General features: G+C 52.3%; 25 protein-coding genes and 1 pseudogene. 3 read left to right on the forward strand and 23 right to left on the reverse strand.

Going from position 1 to position 21,714, the window contains the following annotated elements; all coding sequences use genetic code 11:
* Window positions 1-181 precede the first annotated feature (181 nt).
* The gene (gene yodD / locus DVA43_RS03095; protein WP_103822455.1) at window positions 182-409 is read right to left on the reverse strand and encodes a YodD family peroxide/acid resistance protein; all 228 of its coding nucleotides are present in this window, start codon (window positions 407-409) and stop codon (window positions 182-184) included.
* Between the two features lie 127 nt (window positions 410-536).
* On the opposite strand from yodD, the gene dsrB reads away from it, so the two are divergent.
* On the forward strand, window positions 537-725 hold the full coding sequence (gene dsrB / locus DVA43_RS24870) for a protein DsrB (RefSeq protein WP_197080098.1): 189 nt from the start codon (window positions 537-539) through the stop codon (window positions 723-725).
* 92 nt (window positions 726-817) lie between these two features.
* On the opposite strand, the gene rcsA is transcribed toward dsrB, so the two are convergent.
* The 14 genes and pseudogenes from rcsA to fliF all read right to left on the reverse strand — a co-directional run bounded on the left by rcsA (window position 818) and on the right by fliF (window position 12,312).
* Window positions 818-1,441 carry a transcriptional regulator RcsA gene (gene rcsA, locus DVA43_RS03105; RefSeq protein WP_103822454.1) on the reverse strand — a complete coding sequence of 208 codons (624 nt, stop codon included), beginning with the start codon at window positions 1,439-1,441 and terminating at the stop codon, window positions 818-820.
* Window positions 1,442-1,727: 286 nt separating this feature from the next.
* Window positions 1,728-2,520: pseudogene (fliR, locus tag DVA43_RS03110) on the reverse strand (flagellar biosynthetic protein FliR); the annotation flags it as partial.
* A 2-nt stretch (window positions 2,521-2,522) separates the two neighbouring features.
* Complete coding sequence (gene fliQ / locus DVA43_RS03115; protein WP_032612271.1) at window positions 2,523-2,792, reverse strand: flagellar biosynthesis protein FliQ; 270 nt, start codon at window positions 2,790-2,792, stop codon at window positions 2,523-2,525.
* Between the two features lie 10 nt (window positions 2,793-2,802).
* A complete protein-coding gene (gene fliP / locus DVA43_RS03120; RefSeq protein WP_103180152.1) occupies window positions 2,803-3,540 on the reverse strand; it encodes a flagellar type III secretion system pore protein FliP in 738 nt (245 codons plus the stop codon).
* Complete coding sequence (gene fliO, locus DVA43_RS03125) at window positions 3,540-3,914, reverse strand: flagellar biosynthetic protein FliO (RefSeq protein WP_114314554.1); 375 nt, start codon at window positions 3,912-3,914, stop codon at window positions 3,540-3,542. The genes fliP and fliO overlap by 1 nt, the downstream gene beginning before the upstream one ends.
* A 2-nt stretch (window positions 3,915-3,916) precedes the next feature.
* A complete protein-coding gene (gene fliN, locus DVA43_RS03130; RefSeq protein WP_103180150.1) occupies window positions 3,917-4,330 on the reverse strand; it encodes a flagellar motor switch protein FliN in 414 nt (137 codons plus the stop codon).
* Window positions 4,327-5,331 carry a flagellar motor switch protein FliM gene (gene fliM, locus DVA43_RS03135; RefSeq protein ID WP_114314555.1) on the reverse strand — a complete coding sequence of 335 codons (1,005 nt, stop codon included), beginning with the start codon at window positions 5,329-5,331 and terminating at the stop codon, window positions 4,327-4,329. Before fliM ends, fliN begins: the two co-directional genes overlap by 4 nt.
* A 4-nt stretch (window positions 5,332-5,335) precedes the next feature.
* Window positions 5,336-5,803, reverse strand: coding sequence for a flagellar basal body-associated protein FliL (fliL, locus tag DVA43_RS03140; protein WP_103180148.1), 468 nt, complete (start codon window positions 5,801-5,803; stop codon window positions 5,336-5,338).
* Window positions 5,804-5,914: 111 nt separating this feature from the next.
* A complete protein-coding gene (fliK, locus tag DVA43_RS03145; protein ID WP_114314556.1) occupies window positions 5,915-7,114 on the reverse strand; it encodes a flagellar hook length control protein FliK in 1,200 nt (399 codons plus the stop codon).
* The gene (fliJ, locus tag DVA43_RS03150) at window positions 7,111-7,554 is read right to left on the reverse strand and encodes a flagellar export protein FliJ (RefSeq protein WP_103822450.1); all 444 of its coding nucleotides are present in this window, start codon (window positions 7,552-7,554) and stop codon (window positions 7,111-7,113) included. The genes fliK and fliJ overlap by 4 nt, the downstream gene beginning before the upstream one ends.
* 20 nt (window positions 7,555-7,574) lie before the next feature.
* Complete coding sequence (fliI, locus tag DVA43_RS03155; protein ID WP_103822449.1) at window positions 7,575-8,945, reverse strand: flagellar protein export ATPase FliI; 1,371 nt, start codon at window positions 8,943-8,945, stop codon at window positions 7,575-7,577.
* Entirely contained in the window at window positions 8,945-9,652 is a 708-nt protein-coding gene (gene fliH / locus DVA43_RS03160) for a flagellar assembly protein FliH (protein WP_103822448.1), read from the reverse strand. The genes fliI and fliH overlap by 1 nt, the downstream gene beginning before the upstream one ends.
* Window positions 9,645-10,640, reverse strand: coding sequence for a flagellar motor switch protein FliG (fliG, locus tag DVA43_RS03165; RefSeq protein WP_114314557.1), 996 nt, complete (start codon window positions 10,638-10,640; stop codon window positions 9,645-9,647). The genes fliH and fliG overlap by 8 nt, the downstream gene beginning before the upstream one ends.
* Window positions 10,633-12,312: a flagellar basal-body MS-ring/collar protein FliF gene (gene fliF, locus DVA43_RS03170; protein WP_114314558.1), complete on the reverse strand. Its 1,680-nt coding sequence runs from the start codon at window positions 12,310-12,312 to the stop codon at window positions 10,633-10,635. The genes fliG and fliF overlap by 8 nt, the downstream gene beginning before the upstream one ends.
* A gap of 227 nt (window positions 12,313-12,539) precedes the next feature.
* On the opposite strand from fliF, the gene fliE reads away from it, so the two are divergent.
* A complete protein-coding gene (gene fliE, locus DVA43_RS03175) occupies window positions 12,540-12,854 on the forward strand; it encodes a flagellar hook-basal body complex protein FliE (RefSeq protein WP_114314559.1) in 315 nt (104 codons plus the stop codon).
* A gap of 288 nt (window positions 12,855-13,142) precedes the next feature.
* Here fliE and DVA43_RS25025 read toward each other — a convergent pair whose 3' ends face one another.
* The 5 genes from DVA43_RS25025 to DVA43_RS03195 form a co-directional block, all read right to left on the reverse strand.
* Entirely contained in the window at window positions 13,143-13,379 is a 237-nt protein-coding gene (locus DVA43_RS25025; protein ID WP_246842262.1) for a hypothetical protein, read from the reverse strand.
* Between the two features lie 556 nt (window positions 13,380-13,935).
* The gene (locus DVA43_RS25300) at window positions 13,936-14,199 is read right to left on the reverse strand and encodes an Arm DNA-binding domain-containing protein (RefSeq protein WP_371414027.1); all 264 of its coding nucleotides are present in this window, start codon (window positions 14,197-14,199) and stop codon (window positions 13,936-13,938) included.
* 1,531 nt (window positions 14,200-15,730) lie between these two features.
* A complete protein-coding gene (locus DVA43_RS03185; RefSeq protein WP_114314560.1) occupies window positions 15,731-17,191 on the reverse strand; it encodes a glucosyltransferase domain-containing protein in 1,461 nt (486 codons plus the stop codon).
* On the reverse strand, window positions 17,191-18,108 hold the full coding sequence (locus DVA43_RS03190) for a glycosyltransferase family 2 protein (RefSeq protein WP_114314561.1): 918 nt from the start codon (window positions 18,106-18,108) through the stop codon (window positions 17,191-17,193). Before DVA43_RS03190 ends, DVA43_RS03185 begins: the two co-directional genes overlap by 1 nt.
* The gene (locus tag DVA43_RS03195; RefSeq protein WP_114317064.1) at window positions 18,105-18,467 is read right to left on the reverse strand and encodes a GtrA family protein; all 363 of its coding nucleotides are present in this window, start codon (window positions 18,465-18,467) and stop codon (window positions 18,105-18,107) included. Before DVA43_RS03195 ends, DVA43_RS03190 begins: the two co-directional genes overlap by 4 nt.
* 405 nt (window positions 18,468-18,872) lie before the next feature.
* On the opposite strand from DVA43_RS03195, the gene yedD reads away from it, so the two are divergent.
* Window positions 18,873-19,286 (forward strand): lipoprotein YedD, encoded by a 414-nt coding sequence (gene yedD, locus DVA43_RS03200; protein ID WP_103822444.1) that lies wholly within the window; start codon window positions 18,873-18,875, stop codon window positions 19,284-19,286.
* A 50-nt stretch (window positions 19,287-19,336) separates the two neighbouring features.
* On the opposite strand, the gene amyA is transcribed toward yedD, so the two are convergent.
* The 3 genes from amyA to fliS all read right to left on the reverse strand — a co-directional run bounded on the left by amyA (window position 19,337) and on the right by fliS (window position 21,696).
* The gene (amyA, locus tag DVA43_RS03205) at window positions 19,337-20,821 is read right to left on the reverse strand and encodes an alpha-amylase (RefSeq protein WP_114314562.1); all 1,485 of its coding nucleotides are present in this window, start codon (window positions 20,819-20,821) and stop codon (window positions 19,337-19,339) included.
* A 99-nt stretch (window positions 20,822-20,920) separates the two neighbouring features.
* Entirely contained in the window at window positions 20,921-21,286 is a 366-nt protein-coding gene (gene fliT / locus DVA43_RS03210; RefSeq protein ID WP_114314563.1) for a flagella biosynthesis regulatory protein FliT, read from the reverse strand.
* Window positions 21,286-21,696 carry a flagellar export chaperone FliS gene (fliS, locus tag DVA43_RS03215; protein WP_114314564.1) on the reverse strand — a complete coding sequence of 137 codons (411 nt, stop codon included), beginning with the start codon at window positions 21,694-21,696 and terminating at the stop codon, window positions 21,286-21,288. The genes fliT and fliS overlap by 1 nt, the downstream gene beginning before the upstream one ends.
* Between the last annotated feature and the right edge of the window lie 18 nt (window positions 21,697-21,714).

Here is a 21,714-nt window from a genome sequence, read left to right on the forward strand (position 1 = left end):
CCATAACCAATATTTTAATTTCACCTGGCGACTATAAATGTGAAGAATATTTCCTTGTCTTACAAAAAATTTGCAGATAATGTTTACCCGACATCAGATTTCCTGGTGTAACGAATTTACAAGTGCTTCTTGCATACGCAAGCTTCATCCCGGTCACCCCATGACCGGGATTTTTTTCGCCTCAGCGATTTACTTCCGTTACGCTGAAATCATGGATATCCAGCTCAAAGGCTTCTGCCAGTTCGCGCCAGGTGTGGTAATCCCGGTCGTTCACTCTCACCCTTGTGGGGTCATCCTCTATGCGCTGTACTTCGCTCTCGCTGATTTCATTGATCGCGGCGAGCAAGGCATCCACATCAACATTCACTTCCCGTTTAGCCGTTTCGCTGTACTCTTTTTCGGTCTTCATTGCGTACTCCTCGTTTACCCTTAACAGCTTTAAGTATAGACCGCCGATAAAAGCGGCAATCGCGCAGCAGCACGCTGCCAGTTTTCACGTTTTGTTCTACACTGGCTCAAAACCAGAGGAGGATTTTATGAACGTCAACGATCGGGTTACAGTGAAAACCGACGGCGGGCCGCGTCGCCCGGGGGTGGTACTGGCAGTTGAGCAGTTTAATGAAGGCACGATGTATCTGGTCTCGCTGGAAGACTACCCGCTCGGGATCTGGTTCTTTAACGAGTACGGCCACCCTGACGGCATTTTCGTTGAGAGCGTGGAGTAACATGCGTGTCGGCTGGTGCGAGCTGGCGCGGCCGAAATGAAAAATCTCTGGCATAGCCAGAGATCGGATTGCGTAGCAAAAAAGGGAAGGGGTTAACGCAGATTAACGTAAATTCCGTTGGTCACATTGTCGGTCAGACGAACGACATGATAGATCACTTGCTTATTATGCGTTTTTATCTTCCTTTTAATATTTCCTTTATGTGACGACACGGTTTTCGCCTTGATATTCATCTGGTCTGAAATCTGGATCGTTCCTTGTCCGGCCATCCACATTCGTAGCATGCTGGATTCAGTTCGGCTTAATGATAAAGTGGGAAAATTAAATTCGGCTACACTCTTTATCTCTTTGTTTAAATAATCCCCGATCAGTTCATCCAGCGATTCCGGTTTAATAGATTTCGAACTAATCAGAAGATTCTGACGCACCCGCAAATATTCATCGAAATGGATATTGGCTATAGCCATAAAAACAATAAACAGGGTGCCGGGATGCTGATTAATGATCTGCTTTATTTGCTGACTGTTGGCGGGATCGTGAATGAAACAGTCCTCATTAATAAACACCACACCTGGCGTAAAGGTGTCACATGCGGCGGCAAGCTCATCTACCGTATGTACGTCGTTGATCTCTTTTTTCTTTACTCCTCTGCTGGCCAGATACCCGGTTAACCCTAGCCGGGTGTAACTGCATAAATCCATAATGATCGTTGACATGGCATACCCTCACTCAATGCATAACGATAATTAACCACCTGCCTGAGAGCTCTATAACAGCCAAACGGGATGGAAAAATAAATTACCTGTGAGCATTACATGGACTTTCAGGCAAACTCACTATCCCGTAAAGTTACGTATAATTTGCCAGGAAACATCTTAAAGTAAAGTAAATGTTGAATAATGTGAGGAGTATAAAAGCATTAAACCCGCTCCAGATATATCCTGGCAGATGTTTCTCGTTTTCTTTTTTAGGAATATCCTCAGAAAGACAATATAAAAAACAGGGGTTATTACTTCACAGAAAATTCGCGCACAATATTGGCCAGCAGATTAAATATTTCACTGAATAAATGTTCGCAGAATGGCGCAATAAGCGGCATTAAGAGGCCGATAAGCAGAAGGCCAATGGTAAGGGTGATTGGGAAACCAATGACAAACACCGACAACTGCGGCGCCATACGATTGAGTAAACCCAACGCCAGGTTGACGATCAGGAGCAGGGTAATCAGCGGCAGCGCCAGCATCAGCCCGTTGAGGAAAATCAGCCCGGCCGCGCGGGTCAGGGCCATAAAGGCGTTACTGTTTACCGGTTCACCGCCAATCGGCAGGGTGTGGAAAGTATCCACCAGCATCGAAATCAGCCACAGATGCCCGTCGAAGGCCATAAACAGCAGCATCGCCAGCAGGTCGATGATACGGGCGATGATCGGCATGTTCAGCCGGCTGCCCGGGTCAAAGAAGGTGGCGAAGGAGAGACCCATCTGCAGGCCAATCAGCTCCCCGGCGGTACGCACGGCGGCAAAGGCAAACTGCATCGTAAAGCCAATGGCAACGCCAATCAGGATCTGCTGGAGCGCGACCCACAGCGCCGGCGCGGAGAAAATCGGGACATTTACAGGCGGCAGCGTCGGGGCCACGATGATAGTGATAAGAATAGCCAGGCCAATCTTGACCCGCTTGGGGATCGCCCGCTCGCTCAGGATCGGCGCGGTGGAGATCAGCGCCAGGATGCGCAGGAGCGGCCAGAAGTAGAGGCCGAGCCACTCAAGCCATTGGATGCTGGTAACCTGCAGCATGCCTAGCCGATGATATAGGGCAGGTTGGTGAACAGATTGCGCATGTAATCCAGCAGCAGGTTCAGCATCCACGGCCCGGCGATGATGATCGCCACAAACACGGCGATGATTTTCGGGATAAATGACAGCGTCATCTCGTTAATCTGCGTGGCGGCCTGCAGGATACTGATAATCAGACCGGTGACCAGCGCCACCAGCAGCAGGGGAGCGGCAACGGAAATGGCGACTTTCATCGCTTCCGTGCCCATCATCATGACCGATTCTGGCGTCACCGGGCGCTCCTTAACTGTAGAAACTTTGTGCCAGCGACCCCACCAGCAGCTGCCAGCCGTCCACCAGGACAAAGAGCATCAGCTTGAAGGGCAGGGCGATGGTTGCAGGCGGCACCATCATCATCCCCAGCGCCATCAGGACGCTGGCGATCACCAGATCGATAATCAAAAACGGAATGAAGATCGTAAAACCAATCTGGAAGGCGGTTTTCAGCTCGCTGGTAACGTAAGCGGGCAGCAGAATGCGCATCGGCACCGCCTCCGGCCCCTGGATCGGCCCGGCGTTCGCCAGACGGGCAAACAGCGCCAGGTCAGCTTCGCGGGTCTGACGCAGCATAAATTCCCGCAGCGGTTGCGCCCCTTTTTCCAGCGCCTCCTGCATGGAGATCTTCTCTTCGCTGAATGGCTGATAGGCGTCGGTATAAATCTTGTCGATCACCGGCGACATAATGAAAAAGGTCAAAAACAGGGAGAGACCGAGCAGCACCTGGTTAGGCGGCGCGGAGGGGGTACCCAGGGCGTTTCGCAGCAGACCGAAGACGATGATGATGCGGGTGAAGCTGGTCATCATCAGCAGAATCGCCGGGATAAAGGTCAGCGAGGTGATAAACACCAGCGTCTGAACCGGCAGAGACCAGCTCTGACCGCCATTGGCCATTGGCGTGGAGATCAGGCCAGGCAGCTGGGCATACACGGCGGGAGCGAACAGGCCAACCCCGGCAAGCGTAAGGGATAACAAACGGCGCATCACGATCTCCCGGAACGCTTAAGCAAACTCTTCATCACGGACTGAAAATCCTGTGGAACCTCTGTGCGACTCTCCTCAGAGATCGGCGCAGGCGGCAATTTATGCAGAATATTAATATTCGAGGCGGTCACACCCAGCACCAGGCGGGCGTCTTCCACTTCTACGATCACCACCCGCTCACGCGGGCCCAGCGAGGTGCTGGCAGCCAGCTTCAGCCCGCGGGCACCGGCGGTTTTGCCCGCCAGTCCCACGCGTTTAGCCAGCCAGGCTGCAACGAGAATAAAGGCAATAATACCCAGCAGCGCGCCGCTGACCTGAAGCAGCGGCGAACCTGGCACCGCAGAGGGCTGAGAGACGACTGCCTGGGTCTTCATGCTTAACGGCTCAGACGACGCATACGTTCAGACGGGGTAATGATGTCGGTGATGCGCACGCCGTACTTATCGGCGACAACCACAACTTCACCCTGGGCGATCAGGTAGCCGTTGATCAGAATATCCAGCGGCTCACCGGCCAGACCATCCAGCGCCACCACGGAACCTTGCGTCAGGCGCAGCAGCTCTTTGATGGTCATGCGGGTACGGCCCAGCTCCACGGTCAGCTTGACCGGGATATCCATAATCAGATCGATATCCTGCAGCGTACCGCTGACGTCGCCGCCGCCCAGCTGCTGGAATACCGAATCGGCAACGCTTTTGCTGGCCGGTGCTTTTTGTTCGTTTAACGCCTCAGCCCACAGATCGTCCAGTGCTCCGGTGTTGTCATCGGACGGATTGTTCATATCACTCATTTGGGCTGTTCCTCATTCAGAGAATTCAAAATCGGGTTGATCAGGTGCTCAACGCGTAACGCGTACTGATTATTCACGGTGCCATACTGGCTGGTCAGCACGGGCACGCCATCCACATGCGCAATGATGCGGTCGGGTTTTTCTATCGGCAGAACATCGCCGGGTTTTAATTTTAAGATCTGCGACAAACGCAGCGGCACGTCGGCAAAATTGGCCACCAGCTCTAACTGGGAGTGCTGAACCTGGCGCACCAGGTTCTCACGCCAGTTCTGATCTTCATGGCGAGAGTTTTCCAGCGGCGGGTTCACCAGCACTTCGCGCAGCGGCTCAATCATGCTGAACGGCAGGCAGATATTAAACTCGCCGGTCAGGTTGCCGATCTCCACGTGGAACGGGGTGTTAACCACGATGTCGTTTGGCGAGGTAGTGATGTTGGTGAACTTCACCTGCATCTCGGAACGCACATACTCCACGTCCAGCGGGTGGATCGCCTTCCATGCGTCGCTGTAACCCTCAAGGGCCAGCTTCAGCATGCGGTTGATGACGCGCTGTTCGGTGTGGGTGAACTCACGCCCTTCCACTTTCGTCGGGAAACGTCCATCGCCGCCGAAGAGGTTATCCACGGCGATAAACACCAGGCTTGGCGAGAAGACGAACAGACCCGTGCCGCGCAGCGGTTTCAGATGGATCAGGTTGAGGTTCGTCGGCACCGGCAGGTTACGGGCGAACTCATGATACGGCTGAATGCGGATCGCGCCGACGGTAATATCCGGGCTACGGCGCAGCAGGTTAAAGAGCCCAATACGGAACTGACGGGCAAAACGTTCGTTGATGATCTCCAGCGCCTGCAGACGCTCGCGCACCACGCGACGCTGGGTATTGGGATCGTAGGGGCGAATATCACTTTCGCCCGCCAGGCCCGCTTTTGGTTCGTCGGCTTTATCGCTGTCGCCGTTGAGCAGCGCATCGATTTCCGCCTGAGAAAGAATACTGTCGCCCATGTCGTTACCGCAGAATGAAAGCTGTATACAGAACGTCGGTGACTTCCTGCTTAGGTTGACCGCTGATCAGAGGCGCGGCCAGCGTTTGCTTAATGGCTTCCACCAGCTTCTGCTTACCTTCATCGGTAGAGAGCTGGGTGGCATCCTGACGAGAAAATAGCAGCAGCAGACGGCTGCGCACTTCCGGCAGGTATTCACTCAGACGCGCGCGCGTGGCTTCGTCTTTCAGACGCAGCGTAATGCCCACGTAAAAGACATGATCGGCGTCGCCCAGGTTAACGGTGAAGGTATCCAGCGCGAAAAAGACAGGTGCCGCCGGTGGTGGTGGCTCCACTTTGGCTTCGGCTGAAGGGGCTTTATTCATACGCCAGTAGCTGTAACCTGCGGTGGCGCAGGCGGCGAGCGTAATTAACACCAACAGCGGGATCCAGATGGAACGCTTACTTTTTTTGGTGATGGCGGAGTCAGTCATCTGTTGCGTGCTTCCTGTTTCGGGACTGCTAATGTGGTGATTATCCCGTGTCCTGTCGCCGTCAAAGGGTCGAAAAGACGGGGATAATCACGCTACCTCTGGCGTTTAGGTTTAGGCGAAGATATCGACGGCACTGTTTCCACGTGCTGCAGACTGCAGGGAGGCCGGTGCTGCCAGCAGCTCATCGCTCTCTTCATCAAATCCGCCAGCATTGCCGGCGCGGGATGCCTGCTGCTGATGCTGAGAAGAGGATTGCTGTTGGCCGTTAAAGTTTTCACTGCTGATGCTGCTTTGCGTAAGCTGAATACCGTTTTCCGCCAGCTGAGTACGCAGCACCGGCAGCGCCGCTTCCAGCGCCGCGCGAACGTGGCTATGGCCTGATACCATCTGCAGCTGCGCCTGGTTATCATCCAGCTTAAGCGTGATTTGCACCTGGCCCAGATCTTCCGGGTGCAGACGCAGCTCGGCGCTCTGCTGACCCTGACGGGTGAACAGCGTGATGTGCTGGCTGATAGTCTGCTGCCATTCATTGCTACCCAACTGGGCGCTGACCACCGGTGCGGCGGCCATCGTCGGCTGAGCAGAGGTAAGATTGCTGACAATCGGCCCCATCGTGGCGGTTGGCCCGGTCGGGGATGGCGTGGTCTCTGCGCCCTGTTTGGTCGTTGCCGCGGCGACGGCTGGTGTCAGTTGGTTATCGGAAGCAAGCTCCGCACCTTTATCCTGGGCCACGGTTTTTGCGGTGCGCAGCGCATCGGTATCCAGCGCTGGCTGACGACCACGATCGCCGTTCAGCGTCGCCTTCACATCCAGACTCCCGGCGCTCACTGACTGAGGGGCAGCCGCGGTTGCGGTCTGCTGGTGGGGCAGCATCGCCATTAAGGCGCTTAATCCCGCCAGCTCTTCCTCGCTGAGCTCCGTTTTGCTGTCAGCCTCTTTAGCGGCCTGGGTCAGCGATTTCAGCACCTCGCTTTTGGCGACCGGCAGCAGGCCGTGCGCCAGCCCCGGCTGGCTGCCATCTTCATCGGATAGCGTCAGATCCTGACGCGCCAGCAGCTCGGCAAGCTTGCTGGCATCGGCGTCAACGTCGTTATCAGCGGCGCCGGTTTGCAGCGCCGCTTTGGCGAACTTGCCGCCCGATGTCTGGAGATCGTTCAGCGTCAGGCCGACATCTTTGCCCTGACCTTTGGCATCGCTTAACGCGCCCGCCAGCAGGGCAAGAAAATCCTGCGCGCCGTCGGCCGCTTTTCCGCCCCGCGTGCCAGCCGTAAGATCGCTGCCGCTCGAAAGCAGTTGTTGAAGGGTGATCATTCCTGGGTCCTCATTGTTGCCCGCTGGGCAAATTCATCCATTTTTTTCTGATCGAGACGGCTTTCCGCCAGGGTTGCGGCGGCAATCTGGCGATCCTGCAGTGTCTGCCAGGCCTGTAAACGCTGTTTCTTCTCTCGCCAGGCCGTCAGCGCAAGGTCGACTTTATTGCTCCACTGAACCACCTGCTGGCGATGCTGTTCGATCGCTTTCTCCAGGGTCTGGATGAACTGTTGATAGTTGATCCAGCGCTGGCTGCCGATGCCCTGTGTCATATCGGTATTGAGGTTGGTGCGATACTCATGCTGGTAGTCAATCAACATCTTCAGCTGCTCTTCCGCCTGTTGTTGTCCGCGACGCATCACCCCAAGGTGCTGCGCGGCATTATCAACGTCTTTCTCGGCCAGATCTTTCAGCGTGGTTAATGCGCCGTGTTGTGCCATGACATTCGCCCTCTACCCTGTTACACCTGCGGGAAGATCATCTCCAGAGCCTGGATTGAGCTTTCCCAGTCGGCCTTCTCAAAAATACCCTGCTGCAGATACGCCTCCAGATGCGGCCACAGGGCAATCGCCTTGTCGAGCATCGGATCGCTGCCTTTGGCATACGCCCCTACGCTGACCAGATCGCGGTTGCGCTGGAAGCTGGAGAGCAGCTGTTTGAAGTTACGCACCCGGGCGTAATGCTTCTCGGTAATCAGTGCCGTCATCGCACGGCTGATGGAGGCTTCGATATCGATGGCCGGATAGTGGCCCGCTTCAGCCAGACGGCGCGACAGGACGATATGGCCGTCGAGGATCGCACGTGCCGAGTCGGCAATCGGGTCCTGCTGGTCGTCACCTTCGGTCAGCACCGTGTAAAAGGCGGTAATGGAGCCCCCACCGTTGATGCCGTTCCCGGCGCGCTCAACCAGCGCCGGGAGTTTGGCAAACACCGAAGGCGGGTAGCCTTTGGTGGCCGGTGGCTCGCCAATCGCCAGGGCGATCTCACGCTGGGCCATCGCATAACGGGTCAGGGAGTCCATGATCAGCAGCACGTGCTGACCGCGGTCGCGAAAATCTTCGGCGATACGGGTGGCATAGGCGGCCCCCTGCATGCGCAGCAGGGGAGAGACGTCTGCCGGGGCGGCAATCACCACCGAGCGGGCACGCCCCTCCGCACCGAGGATGTTCTCGATAAAATCTTTAACTTCACGGCCACGCTCGCCAATCAGCCCCACCACGATAACGTCGGCCTGGGTGTAGCGGGCCATCATGCCGAGCAGCACCGATTTCCCGACGCCGGAGCCAGCAAAGAGGCCCATGCGCTGGCCGCGACCGACGGTCAGCAGGGCATTGATCGGGCGAACGCCGGTATCCAGCACGTGCTCGATCGGCGTGCGTTGTAAGGGGTTGAAAGGCGGCGTAACCAGCGCTCCGGTTTCGGTGGTGTCGGGGGCGGGCAGGCCATCCAGCGGCTTACCGGCGCCGTCCAGCACCCGTCCGAGCAACGCCGGGCCGAGCGGCAGTTGCTTGCCGCTGTGCAGTCCGTCGCTGGAGAAATTTTTGGCATAGACCCGCGCGCCGGGCAGCACGCCTTCGACCTCTTCCAGCGGCATTAAGAACAGACGCTGGCCGTTAAAGCCGACCACTTCACTCTCGACTTCGTGGATCTCGTTACCGTCTTGCCGTTCGATAATGCAGGTGGCCCCCAGCGGCAGTTGCAGACCCGTCGCCTCCAGTACCAGACCGGTGGCGCGGGTTAAGCGGCCATAACGACGAACGGGGGGCAGCTGCGCCATCTTCGCTTCAAAGTTGTCGAGGGTGGTGAGCCAGCGGGTGAGGCGAGCGGTCATCAGATGACTCCCGGTGCCGCCAGGCGGCACAGTTCCTGCCAGCGGGTTGCCACGCTGGCATCCAGATCCCCTTCATCGGCAGAGACTTTGCAGCCGCCGTGATGCAGGGTCGGATCGCCGCGCAGACGCCAGCCGTGCAGGCTCAGGGTCGCGCCGAGCATCTCTTCCACGCGCTGCAGATCGTCCGGGTGGACGCGCAGCTGCGGTTTGCCGCTGAACAAGGGCTCCTGCTGCAGCAGGCTCTGGATCTGTTTGATCAGCGATGAATTATCCACCGGCGGGGTGTGGCCGATGACCTGGCGTGCCGCCTCGAGCGCCATCTGCATCAGGCGCGAAGCGATAACGCTGTCCAGCGCGTCCAGCGTATTCTGGAACTCGCTCACCAGCTGTTGCATCCGGGCATGGATCGGCGCCTGCTGGGCACGCGCCTGCTCTAAACCCTGGGCCAGCCCCTGAGCCAGACCTTCCTGATAGCCCTGCTCCTGGCCCTTCTGCCGACCTTCGTTCAGACCGGCCGCGTAGCCTTGATCGTGCGCCTGCATCTGGATCTGCGCCAGCTGCTGCGCGCGCTGCTCCTCTTCGCTCAGCTCTGGCTCGTCCTCCTCCTCACCCAGCCCGGCAGGGTCGACGGTCGCAGGGACAAATTCCGCGCGGGGAGGGGAGAGGTCGTCCGGGGTCCAGACCTTCCACGGCAGTTCATCAGACATAGGTATCCTCGCCGCTGCCTACGACCATCTCGCCGGTTTCTGCCAGACGACGCACAATAAGCAGGATCGCTTTCTGTTCGTTTTCCACCTGAGACAGACGCACCGGACCACGGTTGGCAAGGTCGTCGCGCAGGATATCCGCCGCACGCTGGGACATGTTGCGCAGGAACTTCTCGCGCAGCGGCTGTTCGGCGCCTTTGAGGGCGATAAGCAGCGATTCGGAGTCCACTTCCTGCAGCAGGCGCTGGATACTGCGGTCGTCCACGTCGACCAGATTTTCGAACAGGAACATCTCGTCGATAATTTTCTGCGCCAGTTCGCCGTCGAATTCGCGCACTGCGGTAATAACCGCCTCTTCCTGCTGCGTTTTCATCAGGTTGATAATTTCGGCCGCCGTTCTCACGCCGCCCATTTTGCTGCGCTTGAGGTTCTGGCCGTCGAGCAGGCCATTCAGCACCTCGGTCAGTTCCGCCAGCGCCGCCGGCTGGACGCCGCCGAAGGTGGCGATACGCAGCATCACATCGTGACGCAGGCGTTCGTCGAACAGCGCCAGAATATCCGCCGCCTGACCACGCTTGAGGTGGACCAAGATGGTGGCGATGATCTGCGGATGCTCGTCGCGAATAAGATCGGCTGCGGTCTGCGGCTCCATAAAGTTGAGCGTTTCGATGCCGCTGGCGGTATCGCGGGTCTCGAGAATATCTTCCAGCAGGCTGGCCGCGCGCTCTTCGCCGAGAGCTTTGACCAGCACCGAACGCAGGTATTCGTTGGCATTGACGTTGAGCGCCGCAAACTGTTCCGCTTCCTGCTCAAACTCCGACAGCACGTCGGTCAGCTGTTTGTTGGAGATCTGACGCACGTTGGCCATTGCCGCACTGAGAACCTGCACTTCGCGCTGGGAGAGGTGTTTGAACACCTCTGCCGCCCGGTCCTCGCCAATGGTCATCAACAGGATGACGCTTTTATCCGTTCCGGTAAGGTTACTCATTTTCGTTACTCATCCACTGGCGAATCACCAGCGCCACGACGCGCGGATCGTTATCTGACATTTCGCGAATACGCTGGCTCATCACTTCAGCGCCCATGCGCTGGTTAGCACGGCGCTGCTGCAGCTGCTCGTCTTTGCTGAGACGGACTTCCACCGCTTCTTCTGTTTCCTGACGCAGCGTGGTCTGCTCCTTCAGCGCTTTCGCCTCTTCGGCGCGGCGTACCAGCTGCGGACGTACCGCTTTACGCCACAGCAGCCAGGCGACAATCACCACCAGCAGCCAGCGACCGGCATCCATCATCTGCGCGATAAAGGACTGGGTTTTCCAGAACGGCAGCTCACCGCTGTTATCGTCAACCGCGCTGAACGGCGAGTTCACCACGTTGAGGGTATCGCCACGCTTCTCTGAGTAACCCATCGCTTCACGGGTCAGGTTTTCGATCTGTTTCATCTGCTCGGCGGTCAGCGGCAGCGGCTTACCGTCCGGCAGAGTTTTGTAGTTGACGACCACCGCCACGGAGAGACGCTGCACATCACCGGTGTTCATTTTGGTGTGGCGAATGGTGCGATCGACTTCGTAGTTAGTGGTTTCGTTGCGGCTGCTGGTGCGCGGGCCGGAATTGGCCGCAGCCGCCGTTTGCTGCTGATTCGCCTGCTGACCGTTCTGTTGATTCTGCGCTGGCGCATTAATCGGCGCCGTGTTGGCCGGGGCAGGTTGGTTAGAGAGCGCACCCGGTACGCCGCCCGGGAAGGGGCCGCCCACCTGCAGGTTTTCGTTTACCTGACGCGAACGCATCACCGCCTGGGCGGCATCGCCGTTCGGACGATACTGCTCTTCGGTCTGCTCTTTATCGGAGAAATCGATCTGCGCGGTAACCTGGGCATGAACGTTGGTTGTCCCAACAATCGGCCCGAGAATGGCTTCGATGCGGCTCTGAATGCGATTTTCCACATCAGTGGCATATTTCAGCTGCGCGTCATTGAGATCGCGATCGCCGGTATTGGATTTGGTTAACAGGCGACCCGTCTGGTCCACCAGGGTCACATTACCCGGCGGTAAACCCGCCACGGCGCTGGAGACCAGATGTACCACCGCGCTGATCTGCCCTTCGTCCAGCGCGCGGCCAGGCTGCAGATTAACGGTGACGGATGCCGAAGGGGCTTTTTGCTCCCGGACAAACAGGGTAGGTTTTGGCATGGCCAGGTGAACACGGGCGCTTTTCAGCGGACCCAGCGTTTCGATGGTACGGGCCAGTTCGCCTTCCAGTGCGCGCTGATAGTTCACCTGCTCGCTGAACTGGCTGATGCCAAACTTTTCCTGATCCAGCAGTTCAAAGCCTACTGCCCCGCCTTTCGGCAGACCTTGCTGGGCAAGACGTAAGCGGAGTTCATGAACTTTATCGGCGGGGACTTCCAGCGCGCCGCCGTTATCCGCGAAGCGGTAAGGGACGTTCATCTGGGTGAGCTGGGTGACGATAGCGCCGCCATCCTGATCGGAAAGGTTGCTGAAAAGCGTGCGGTAGTCTGGTTGTTTGGCCCATAAGACCATAGCGACAACAATCGCGATGGCGGCTGCGCCTGCCACGATCAACGGCACTTTAGGGTTCGCGCGCAAGCGGCTCATCCATTCGAGAGATTTAGTTTGAGGGCTTGTTATTGCTGACGCACTCATAGCGCACCTCGCGACTCATCGTGGATTTCATTATTAGTGTGGAGAAACAAAACAGACTCCCGGGTCGGCAAACACACAAAAAATTCCATAATCATGGCTGTGCCATTATTTGTTGAAACGGGAATTTCTATGCGTCAAATAACCTGGTTTTTTAACGCTATTTAGCGCCTTTATCTCATTGACAGACTGCTACTCTTGAGCGCGTAGAAAACCATCAGGGGAAAGTCATGGCAATACAGGGCATTGAAAGCGTCATCAGCCAGCTGCAGGCAACAGCGATGTCTGCGCGTAATCAGAACGTGGCTGATGTGCAGTCGACGGTCAGCTTCGCGGGCCAGCTGCATGCGGCGCTGGACCGGATCAGCGACACGCAAACCGCGGCGCGCGTGCAGGGCGAAAAATTCACCCTCGGCGCACCGGGCATCGGTCTGAACGATGTGATGGCCGATATGCAAAAAGCATCGGTATCGATGCAGATGGGCATTCAGGTGCGTAATAAACTGATGCAGGCGTATCAGGACGTCATGTCTATGCAGGTTTAGGTTTCCTAACATAATGTAATTTATCCGCTTTATACATCAGATCCTATTGCGTGGGGCACTGATAGACAAAGTCAGATAATTTCAGGTTCAGAATGATCACTTGGTCCTGGTTGTTTTCGGCCATCCAGGATCCATATACGCGATAAACCATCTGGGCATCCGAGTGACTTATTTGCTTGGTTATAAAATTGGGGGGCCCTGCAGTCCATAACCAGCATGCGTAAGTGTGGCAGGATTGATATGGTTGCGGTAGCGAATCCCGGCGCGACGCATTGCGCCTTCCCAGATCTAGTTTACGGAGCCTACCGGATAATGAGGCCCTGTCCGATCATTACGCATGGCAATTTGTGGGTTGAACACGAAAGTGTATGGATGCTTTTCTGACCTTCCATATTCGCGCAACTGTATCTCGATTTCATACTGCTTTTCGAGGCGGGTCATATCCGCCTGATTTTTTAGTATAGCTATCGCAGGTTGGAGCAGATTAATCACTCCGTTCGTTTTGGACTCAATTTTAGTAAACATAAACTTTTCTGTCAGAGCATAGTTCATGCGGCTTGTCATGATGCTCGCAATAGAATCGATATCTTTCCAGACTAACGAAACGAGTTCACCGTAAAGAATCTCAGAGTAAACCGCAAGGGGCCATATGTTTTTTAGCTGCTTATGCCTGCACGCATCAATCAGTCTGATGAACCTATCCCGGATTAACGCTCAGATTCGGTGCGTGATGTTTTAAGCGGAGATATACCATGAAAATGGGTTAAATTTAATATAGCCGCTGTCCGTTGCGATCAGGTACATAACTGTAGTTATACTCATATAGTTATTCACTGTAGGTATAGCTCGTCCTTTTTCCGTAGCCTTGGGTCCCTTTTAAAAACCTGATTCGCGATCAGCAAATCTTTTCTAATAAATAGCAGGTCTTCCCGGAATATCGACCATGCCAGGCTATCTCACCTCTTCGCGGCCACATGTTGCGAATGATGGAATGGTAACGACCAAGCGCGTTTGTGCTGATCTCCATTTTCTTGAACCCAAATCATTTCCGCGCCAACTCAGTGACAGTTATTTCCTTACTTTAAACACCAAACCTCCTGAAGTTAGATGATTTTATGAACTGAGCAGCATAATTAAAACTCCCCATTTTTATTGAAAGGCAGACTGATGCGTACAATTGACCAGCTATTTTCCTGTTCTTTGCAGTAATCGGAACGCCAAGACTTTTCCTTGCCCTGACGCTTTTAGAGCTACGGTCAACTACACTACGGGTACCCCATTCATCAGCGTCTAGATTGATAATGTTTATTTTGTTTTGCGCGATAATCGGCCATGCGTTACTGATAAGGTGTTATGTTTGAGGCGGTGAGCGAAAAGGACAGCGTTACGCTGAAGCTTTTTAATCTCTACAGCGGTGGTAATAATGTCAGCCATTATATGCGTTCCAGCCGACACAAGGTTCCGTCAGAGCCAGATGATTTAGCTCGGTTGACATTGCCAAGTCGCCAGGGAGAGTAGTACAGAGTGACGTTTATTTTAGTATCCCGTCCAACGTATTGCCAGCTTCCATCTCGCTTATATGGCTGTGCAGCAGCATAATCAAATGGTCGTGAAGAGTGAAAAATGCATCGTAACTATCACTCTTCCCGGTCCAATAATCTGATGAATCCCAAAGGGGACATTCGTCGTGATAAATCGTCCCGTGACGACCGTCAAATCCCTATACTATAGGATGAAATCCTCACGGTTAATCCATCTTAGCCTTATATGAATAAGTTGCTCCATAGCCGATTTGCTGAACAGCTTTACATTCTAGCTCTGCGGTTTGTGAACTTGTAGTGTGCCATAGATACTGCTCCCTGAACTGTCGATTAATTAATTTAAAGCTGAACGCCATCAATAAAAAAGGCCTCGATAGCGACCAGCTGATTCGACTGGGTAGTTTCATGCGCCTCTCTTCGAGCGAGAAATTTCGCCTCGAAAGCCAACAATTCATTTTTTCCCACCGTTGCGAAGTGTCAGTTCGTACACGGGTAAGGCACTATATTGTCGATAGGATTAACTATCTTACACAGCAAGTGAAGCAGTCGTTTAAATATGTACCTTGCCTGGGGTTATTTTACAACTGGTGCAACCGTTTCGGATCCAGATGAGGTGCCGTTTAAGACAACTGATAATACCTATTACACATAGGATGCACTTGATTCATTTAATTAGGGTAATACAGAATTTACCGACTTCGATAAAGTTGGGTGTCTTCTGAAGCTTAGCGATTTGCGCTCACATTTTCCTTCTTCCGCAGGCCAGACCGTGTATGTTGCATTAACAGCCAGCGCTACGGCATCGGTAAAAAACTATGGAGAAGAAATCTAACAATTGATAGAAAACGCGCGGGGCTTTTCTGACGATGGCGATTAAACTATTCTGCCTACTTCTGGCAATGTGATTTGGTGTTGAGTCATTGATGGTGATGTTTGGGCCGAATATCCTGCGCAAAGAGAAAGTTGCGCATCAGATAAAGCTGAGGCAATATAATTAGCAATGGCCAAGGGCACTCAAACGGCTCCCCAATAAATTTATTAGCGGCCACGCATCTAGGTTCGGAGACGAGAGTTGTCAGATTCTGACCTGGAATTGTTGGGAGGTAATGAAGGGAGGCAGAAAATAATTGATCGATAAATATTGACTCTTCTGAATGTAGCTTTAGAGGAGATGTCACTGCATCACTTAATCAAGTTAATGGGTATGTTAAGGGTGAGTCTGGTATGCCAATAAATATTAGACTCATTGCATATTCTAGAGAGGCTCCAATTATTTACAGTATTAGTGATGTAAGGTTTTTAATAAATTTCCGCCCACATTGCGGGCGGAAAATACTAATTGCAAGTGTTTTTTTGAAAATCTACCATCACATTATCTGCGTCCTTGTAGATTTTGATACTCGAAGATGAGTAAATTACCTCTGAATTACAGTAACCTGAGATGAAAGAAGTGGTGCTTTTGCTAGAAAAATCAGGATAATCTTGATTTACTCCATTCAATTTCATATAAGTATATGCGCCAAACCAATTATAAAAGTAATTAAGAACTATTGTTTTTAGCAAGGGATAGTTTTTTTCTGAGTTTATTAAAACTGGCGATTTGGGAGCGTCTCCGTTGAACAATATCTTCACACTATTGTCAGGTGTTTCTTTAAGGGCTTGCTTTATTACTTCTACCACATGCATGTTAGTAACATTTTGCATGCGTAATGCATTACCGTAAGAGAAAGAAAATGAAGCTATGTACATTGCTGGAATAAAAAGAATATAATTTGATAAGCGAGTTGATTTTAAAGTCAAAAAAATTAATGTGAATATAAATAGAACTAAGCCATTAATTCCAATATATACTCTGGCGAAAGTGACTAACGGATTTTCAAGAAGCAATAATGTTATCATCGAGGCGATAAAAGTCAATGGAGTGGCGATTATGCCGATTATGGATACGATGATATCTATCTTGCCTTTGTTAACCCTATAATACTTGATGCATATTACCATGGATAGTGCGATTGAAACTATCAGTGAGCTTAACAATAATGCTTTCCCATAATTCAGGACAACATTATCACAAAAGAATTGGTAGTATGCCGAGGCATTACTCAGTGTGCGTGCAAAGATATTATCTGAAATGCCCGGATGATTACTTGTGTTATCTCCTGAATGAGTTAAGGGTAGGACTACTTTCATATATATTACAGAACCAATAATAAGAGAAAATAATTTCACTACCAATGATTTTAATATGTAACTCGCATGTTTCTGAAACTTCATGTTAATGAAAAGTTCCACGGACATTAAGGTGAGTGCAATATTAATAGACGGCTGATAGAATGAAAAAACGGATACAATAAAGCCTGTTTTCAACAAGAAGGAAACTATCTTGTTTTTTGTTTTAATGCTAATAAAGGCAAACGCAAAGAATATTGATGCCGAGATTGTTAGACTGTCAAATCTATAAGAAAGCGGTTCAATAATGAATGGGCTAATCAGAAAAGAAATAGGTAAAAAGATATATCTTTTATCGGCGTTAAGTGTGTTTTTAAAAAAGATACCAAGCGCAAGGGCGAGAATAGTTACGGCAAGTAACAGGGGAAGCGGTGCCGTATCAGATAAATGACTATTAAAATTGAGTATTGTCATTAAATTATCTGATAAAGGTCGTCCATCTATACCCCACATAGTATAGCCATTAATTGATCTGTTTATATCATCGCTATAGTAAACGTTAGCAATTATAATTGGGAGTACTAGCACCAAAGTACTAAGGAAATACAACTGGTAACTTTTTTTCATTATTTTTTACCCTTAATTAGATACTTAGGTCTTTGCTTGGTTTCCACATAGATTCTTCCTATATACTCTCCAAGCACACCTATTCCAATAAGCTGTACTCCACCAAGGAAAAGTATAGACACTAATAAAGATGGATAGCCTCGAACCGGGTTCCCAAATGCCAGCGTGTCTATGATCATCCATGCGCCATATATGAATGACACACTTGCAACACCTAACCCTATATAAGACCACACACGAAGAGGGAAGGTAGAGAAACTTGTTATCCCCTCCAGCGCCAGGTTCCACAACTTCCATCCATTGAATTTAGTACTACCAGCTACGCGCTCTGCGCGGACATATTCAACAACATCCGTACGACCGCCAACCCAGCTCAACACGCCTTTCATGAAAAGATTGCGTTCTGGCATTAATTTAATGTTTTCTACAACTTCACGGGACATCAGGCGGAAATCACCAACGTTTTCTTCAATTTGCGGGTAGCTTATTTTATTGTGCAGCTTATAGAACCACTCAGCTGTCTTGCGTTTCAATCTGCCATCGGTGGAGCGGTCCGAGCGCTTAGCGAGAACCATGTCTGCACCAGACTGCCATCTTTCAATAAGGTGAGGAATTACCTCAATCGGGTCCTGCAGGTCAACATCTATCGGAATAACTGCGTCGCCCGTAGCATTATCCAGTCCAGCAAATAAGGCTGGCTCTTTACCGAAGTTACGGGTGAATGACAGAGGCTTAACTAGCGGATCGGAAACTGCAAGCGCATTGATAATTGATTCTGTCGCATCTTTGCTTCCGTCATTAATGAAAACTATTTCAACTTCATGTCGTTTTAGTTCTTCAAGCTCACGAACCGCGTTGTAGAAAAGAGGTATAGCGTCTTCCTCATTGAAGACCGGAACGATCAGAGAAATTTTCATTTCGCATCCCTAAAGACAATGAATTTCGAGTAGATGAAACCGCACACCAGACTGATGGCAGAGAACGCGATCAGGGTAACAATTGGCGCCATTCCGCATTTATCTGCAGCCCAGCCAATAGCTGCACTCAATGTACCCATGAAGCCGACATAAAGCATATAACGCAGGGCGGTTGTCCTGGCTTCGAATGTGAACCTTGCATTCGCAAAGAAGCTGAAACTGACAGCAACTACGAAACCTGCAAAATTTGCCAGGGCCTGATTGGAACGGAACATATAGATACATATGGCGAATACTACCCAATGTATCAGCGTATTGATAACACCTATCGATGTGTACTTGGCGAATAGCTTTAACATATATAAATCAGTAAATTCTGAGAGGTGCGGAAGTTTAGCATTCATCGGCGATATGATCGACAGCCATAACTGGAGGTGCTTTGTTTGTATACAGTGGTTAACATGGAGGGAAGTTATGGCACACAGATACAAGATACCTGGCGCCTTTACGGCAGCAATCATCGAGAACCATTTGTCTATGGGGACATGTATGGCACAGGAAACACCACTCGCCCTAGCCGAACTTAGAAGACTGGTGTTTACGAAGTATTTAACCCACTGTTGTTCAGTGTGCTCTTCGGCAATCTTCGTATTTAATAATAAACTGCGCAGTCATATTATGACGTTGCAGGTTTAGTCCTTGTAATGCTGGCGACGCGACGGCTTTAATGCCACACTATTTTTTTCGACATAGACGGAATCATGATGAAAAAAATAGCAATTATAGCGGGGCTGCTGGCCTTAACCGGCTGTGTGCAGGTCGACAGATATCAGGACGTGATCAAGCATCCTGTCCCGGCTGAACTGGCGGGTTACTGGCAGTCGAAAGGGCCGCAGAGCAGCATGGTCAGCCCGGAAGCGATCGCGACGCTGGTCGTGACGCAAGAGGGGGATACCCTCGATTGCCGGCAGTGGCAGCGCGTGGTGGCCGTGCCGGGGAAAATCATGCTGCGTTCTGACGATTATTACAACGTCACCCGCAAGCTGGATATCTACCCGCTGGAGCGGGAAGGCTCCGCCATTGAGTACGATGGCATGATCCTGCAGCGCGTCGACAAACCTACCGTCGAGTGTGCAAATTACCTGAGTAAAAATCCGCTTGAGAGCAAGCTGCCTTAAGGGATTTGCAGGCCGGGCAGGGGCAACGCCGCCCGGCTATCAACGCTTTACTATTCCGCTTCTATAACCCACACGCTGACGCTACCGCCGTTGCAGGTGAAGACGCCGGTACCGGTTTCGTCGGTGATGACGACCTCTTCCCGGTTACCGAGAAAATCTTTCCAGGTTTTATGGCCGTAGTTTTCCCCAAGCGTAATGGTTTTTTCACCTTCGTCACCGTTAGAGAGCACCACCACGCAGCCGGGATTATCGTCCGTGCCGCTGCGGCTGAAGGCGATGCAGTTAGGGTGATCGAACCACAGGGTCTGAATGCCGTGAGCAAAGCGCTGGCGGGCAAGGATCAGCTGATCGAGCTGCTCAATCACCGGCATATCGATGTGGTACATCTCGCCGTCACCACCGGTATCGTCATAGCTGGCGCCGTACAGGTCGGGGTAGAAGACGCTGGGAACGCCATTTTCGCGCAGTAAAATCAGGGCATAGGCCAACGGCTTAAACCAGGCTTCGACAGGGGCTTCAAGTGCCTGTAGCGGCTGGGTGTCATGGTTGGCGACCAGGGTCACCGCATGGAACGGAGCGGCCTCGACCAGCGTGCCGGTAAAGATCTGGCTCATGTCATAATCACGTCCCTGTAGCGAGGCTTCGTGAAACTTCATGTGCAGCGGGGCGTCGAACAGCATGGTTTTCCCGTCCACCTGATCGATATATTGTCGCAGTTTATCAACATCTGGCGACCAGTATTCCGCCACGATAAACAGCGGTTTCGGCGCCACTTCCTGGACATGTTCGATCCACTCTTTATAGAACCAGGCCGGAATATGTTTTACCGCGTCCAGACGGAAGCCGTCGCAATGGGTTTGCTCCATCAGCCAGCGCGCCCAGTATTTGATCTCCTCGGTTACCGCACGGTTACGAAAATCGATGTTTTCGCCCATCAGGTAGTCAAAGTTGCCCATCTCGTTATCGACCTGATCGTTCCAGCCATCACCGGTGTAATCATTGACGATCTTGAAGATGCCATTTTCATCAGGGTTTTCGATATGGTCAATGCCGCTGAAACATTTGTAATCCCAGATGAATTTTGAATACTTTCCGGCGCGAACCGGGAAGGTGTAGCGGGTCCAGGCTTCACACTCGATAATCTCGTCATCGATCTGATTGCGATTGTCGGCGTTAACCCGCTGAACGCGGATAGCCTCTTTCTCGTCGGCGCCCATCTTGTGGTTCACGACTACGTCCATCAGCACCGCGATATTGTTGCGTTTCAGCGCGTCGATAGCGGCAAGCAGCTGGGTTTTGTCACCGTATTTAGTGGGAATAGATCCTTTTTGATCGAACTCGCCGAGATCGAAAAGATCGTAGCAGTCATAGCCGACAGAGTAGCCGCCGGTCGCGCCTTTATACGCCGGGGGCAGCCAGACCATGTTGATACCGATATCGTTTAAAAGGTCGGCGCGCTCGGCGACTTCTGGCCAAAGCTGACTGCCTTCAGGGTAATACCAATGGAAGAACTGCAAGAGGGTGGGGTTTTTCATCTTCCGTGCTCCAGGAGATCAAGGATCTCTAGTATGGAATACGGTTTGTGGAAATGCCTGACGTACGAAGCGAAACCTTTTCGCACGTCAGGGTAATCGCTATTCCTGATGCGCCTGGGGGACCAGAACATGCCCACCCTGTTTGCCGTAAGCGGAGAGCACCGATTTTTGAATGGATGTTTGCCCCACCATTTTCGACAGTTCATCCATCCGGCTCTGCAACAGCACTTTGACCTGGCTTTCGTTGTCCAGAATCCTACGCAGAGTAGGTTTGAGCTGCTCCTGTAACGGCAGAGGAAGTTCAGATTCCTGAGTGACACGTGCCAGCGTATGCACCGCATTAACATAATCTGTTTCACAGGCGATCAGTTCATCCCATAAACCATTACTGGCGAGCCGCAGCATCAACTTGCTGTGATCAAGTAACTGCTGATAAAGGGTGTAGATTTGCGGTGCAGTGGTCATTAGACGGCGTCCTGAATCAAATGTGGCGAGCCAGCCGCTTCCTTCCAGCCGTCAGCGATATTACGCAGCAGATTTTCCACCTCTTCGATGGCGTTGACATCATTGCGCACGTTCGCCTGCAGAAGACGGCGGACCATATAGGCATAAAGGGCGATCAGGTTTTGTGTTAACTCATCACCATTATCTTCATCCAGGCCCAATTTCAGCCCATTTTCGATAATATTAATGGCTTTTGAAAGCGCCTGGCCTTTTGCAGGGATGTTACCGTCCTGCAGGAACAGACGCGCACGGACCAGCGCGCTGAGAGCACCATCAAATAGCATGATAATCAGCTGCTGCTGGCTGGCACTCATCACCGCGCTTTCAACCTCAATTTTTGCGTAGGCCTGCGTGCCTTTTGCGCCGTACATGTTAATCCCCTTGGTTCA

It is taken from the genome of Leclercia sp. W6 (assembly GCF_003336345.1).
GTDB lineage: Bacteria > Pseudomonadota > Gammaproteobacteria > Enterobacterales > Enterobacteriaceae > Enterobacter.

What these genes read in the sequence shown, in the direction of transcription:
- fliP (WP_103180152.1), bottom strand. Translation starts at nt 3,540, where the DNA reads ATGCGCCGTTTGTTATCCCTTACGCTTGCCGGGGTTGGCCTGTTCGCT.
- fliM (WP_114314555.1), bottom strand. Translation starts at nt 5,331, where the DNA reads ATGGGCGACAGTATTCTTTCTCAGGCGGAAATCGATGCGCTGCTCAAC.
- fliK (WP_114314556.1), bottom strand. Translation starts at nt 7,114, where the DNA reads ATGATCACCCTTCAACAACTGCTTTCGAGCGGCAGCGATCTTACGGCT.
- fliG (WP_114314557.1), bottom strand. Translation starts at nt 10,640, where the DNA reads ATGAGTAACCTTACCGGAACGGATAAAAGCGTCATCCTGTTGATGACC.
- yodD (WP_103822455.1), bottom strand. Translation starts at nt 409, where the DNA reads ATGAAGACCGAAAAAGAGTACAGCGAAACGGCTAAACGGGAAGTGAAT.
- fliJ (WP_103822450.1), bottom strand. Translation starts at nt 7,554, where the DNA reads ATGGCACAACACGGCGCATTAACCACGCTGAAAGATCTGGCCGAGAAA.
- rcsA (WP_103822454.1), bottom strand. Translation starts at nt 1,441, where the DNA reads ATGTCAACGATCATTATGGATTTATGCAGTTACACCCGGCTAGGGTTA.
- DVA43_RS03185 (WP_114314560.1), bottom strand. Translation starts at nt 17,191, where the DNA reads ATGAAAAAAAGTTACCAGTTGTATTTCCTTAGTACTTTGGTGCTAGTA.
- DVA43_RS03190 (WP_114314561.1), bottom strand. Translation starts at nt 18,108, where the DNA reads ATGAAAATTTCTCTGATCGTTCCGGTCTTCAATGAGGAAGACGCTATA.
- yedD (WP_103822444.1), top strand. Translation starts at nt 18,873, where the DNA reads ATGAAAAAAATAGCAATTATAGCGGGGCTGCTGGCCTTAACCGGCTGT.
- fliL (WP_103180148.1), bottom strand. Translation starts at nt 5,803, where the DNA reads ATGACTGACTCCGCCATCACCAAAAAAAGTAAGCGTTCCATCTGGATC.
- amyA (WP_114314562.1), bottom strand. Translation starts at nt 20,821, where the DNA reads ATGAAAAACCCCACCCTCTTGCAGTTCTTCCATTGGTATTACCCTGAA.
- fliS (WP_114314564.1), bottom strand. Translation starts at nt 21,696, where the DNA reads ATGTACGGCGCAAAAGGCACGCAGGCCTACGCAAAAATTGAGGTTGAA.
- fliH (WP_103822448.1), bottom strand. Translation starts at nt 9,652, where the DNA reads ATGTCTGATGAACTGCCGTGGAAGGTCTGGACCCCGGACGACCTCTCC.
- fliI (WP_103822449.1), bottom strand. Translation starts at nt 8,945, where the DNA reads ATGACCGCTCGCCTCACCCGCTGGCTCACCACCCTCGACAACTTTGAA.
- DVA43_RS25025 (WP_246842262.1), bottom strand. Translation starts at nt 13,379, where the DNA reads ATGTTTACTAAAATTGAGTCCAAAACGAACGGAGTGATTAATCTGCTC.
- fliE (WP_114314559.1), top strand. Translation starts at nt 12,540, where the DNA reads ATGGCAATACAGGGCATTGAAAGCGTCATCAGCCAGCTGCAGGCAACA.
- fliF (WP_114314558.1), bottom strand. Translation starts at nt 12,312, where the DNA reads ATGAGTGCGTCAGCAATAACAAGCCCTCAAACTAAATCTCTCGAATGG.
- dsrB (WP_197080098.1), top strand. Translation starts at nt 537, where the DNA reads ATGAACGTCAACGATCGGGTTACAGTGAAAACCGACGGCGGGCCGCGT.
- DVA43_RS03195 (WP_114317064.1), bottom strand. Translation starts at nt 18,467, where the DNA reads ATGTTAAAGCTATTCGCCAAGTACACATCGATAGGTGTTATCAATACG.
- fliO (WP_114314554.1), bottom strand. Translation starts at nt 3,914, where the DNA reads ATGAAGACCCAGGCAGTCGTCTCTCAGCCCTCTGCGGTGCCAGGTTCG.
- fliT (WP_114314563.1), bottom strand. Translation starts at nt 21,286, where the DNA reads ATGACCACTGCACCGCAAATCTACACCCTTTATCAGCAGTTACTTGAT.
- fliN (WP_103180150.1), bottom strand. Translation starts at nt 4,330, where the DNA reads ATGAGTGATATGAACAATCCGTCCGATGACAACACCGGAGCACTGGAC.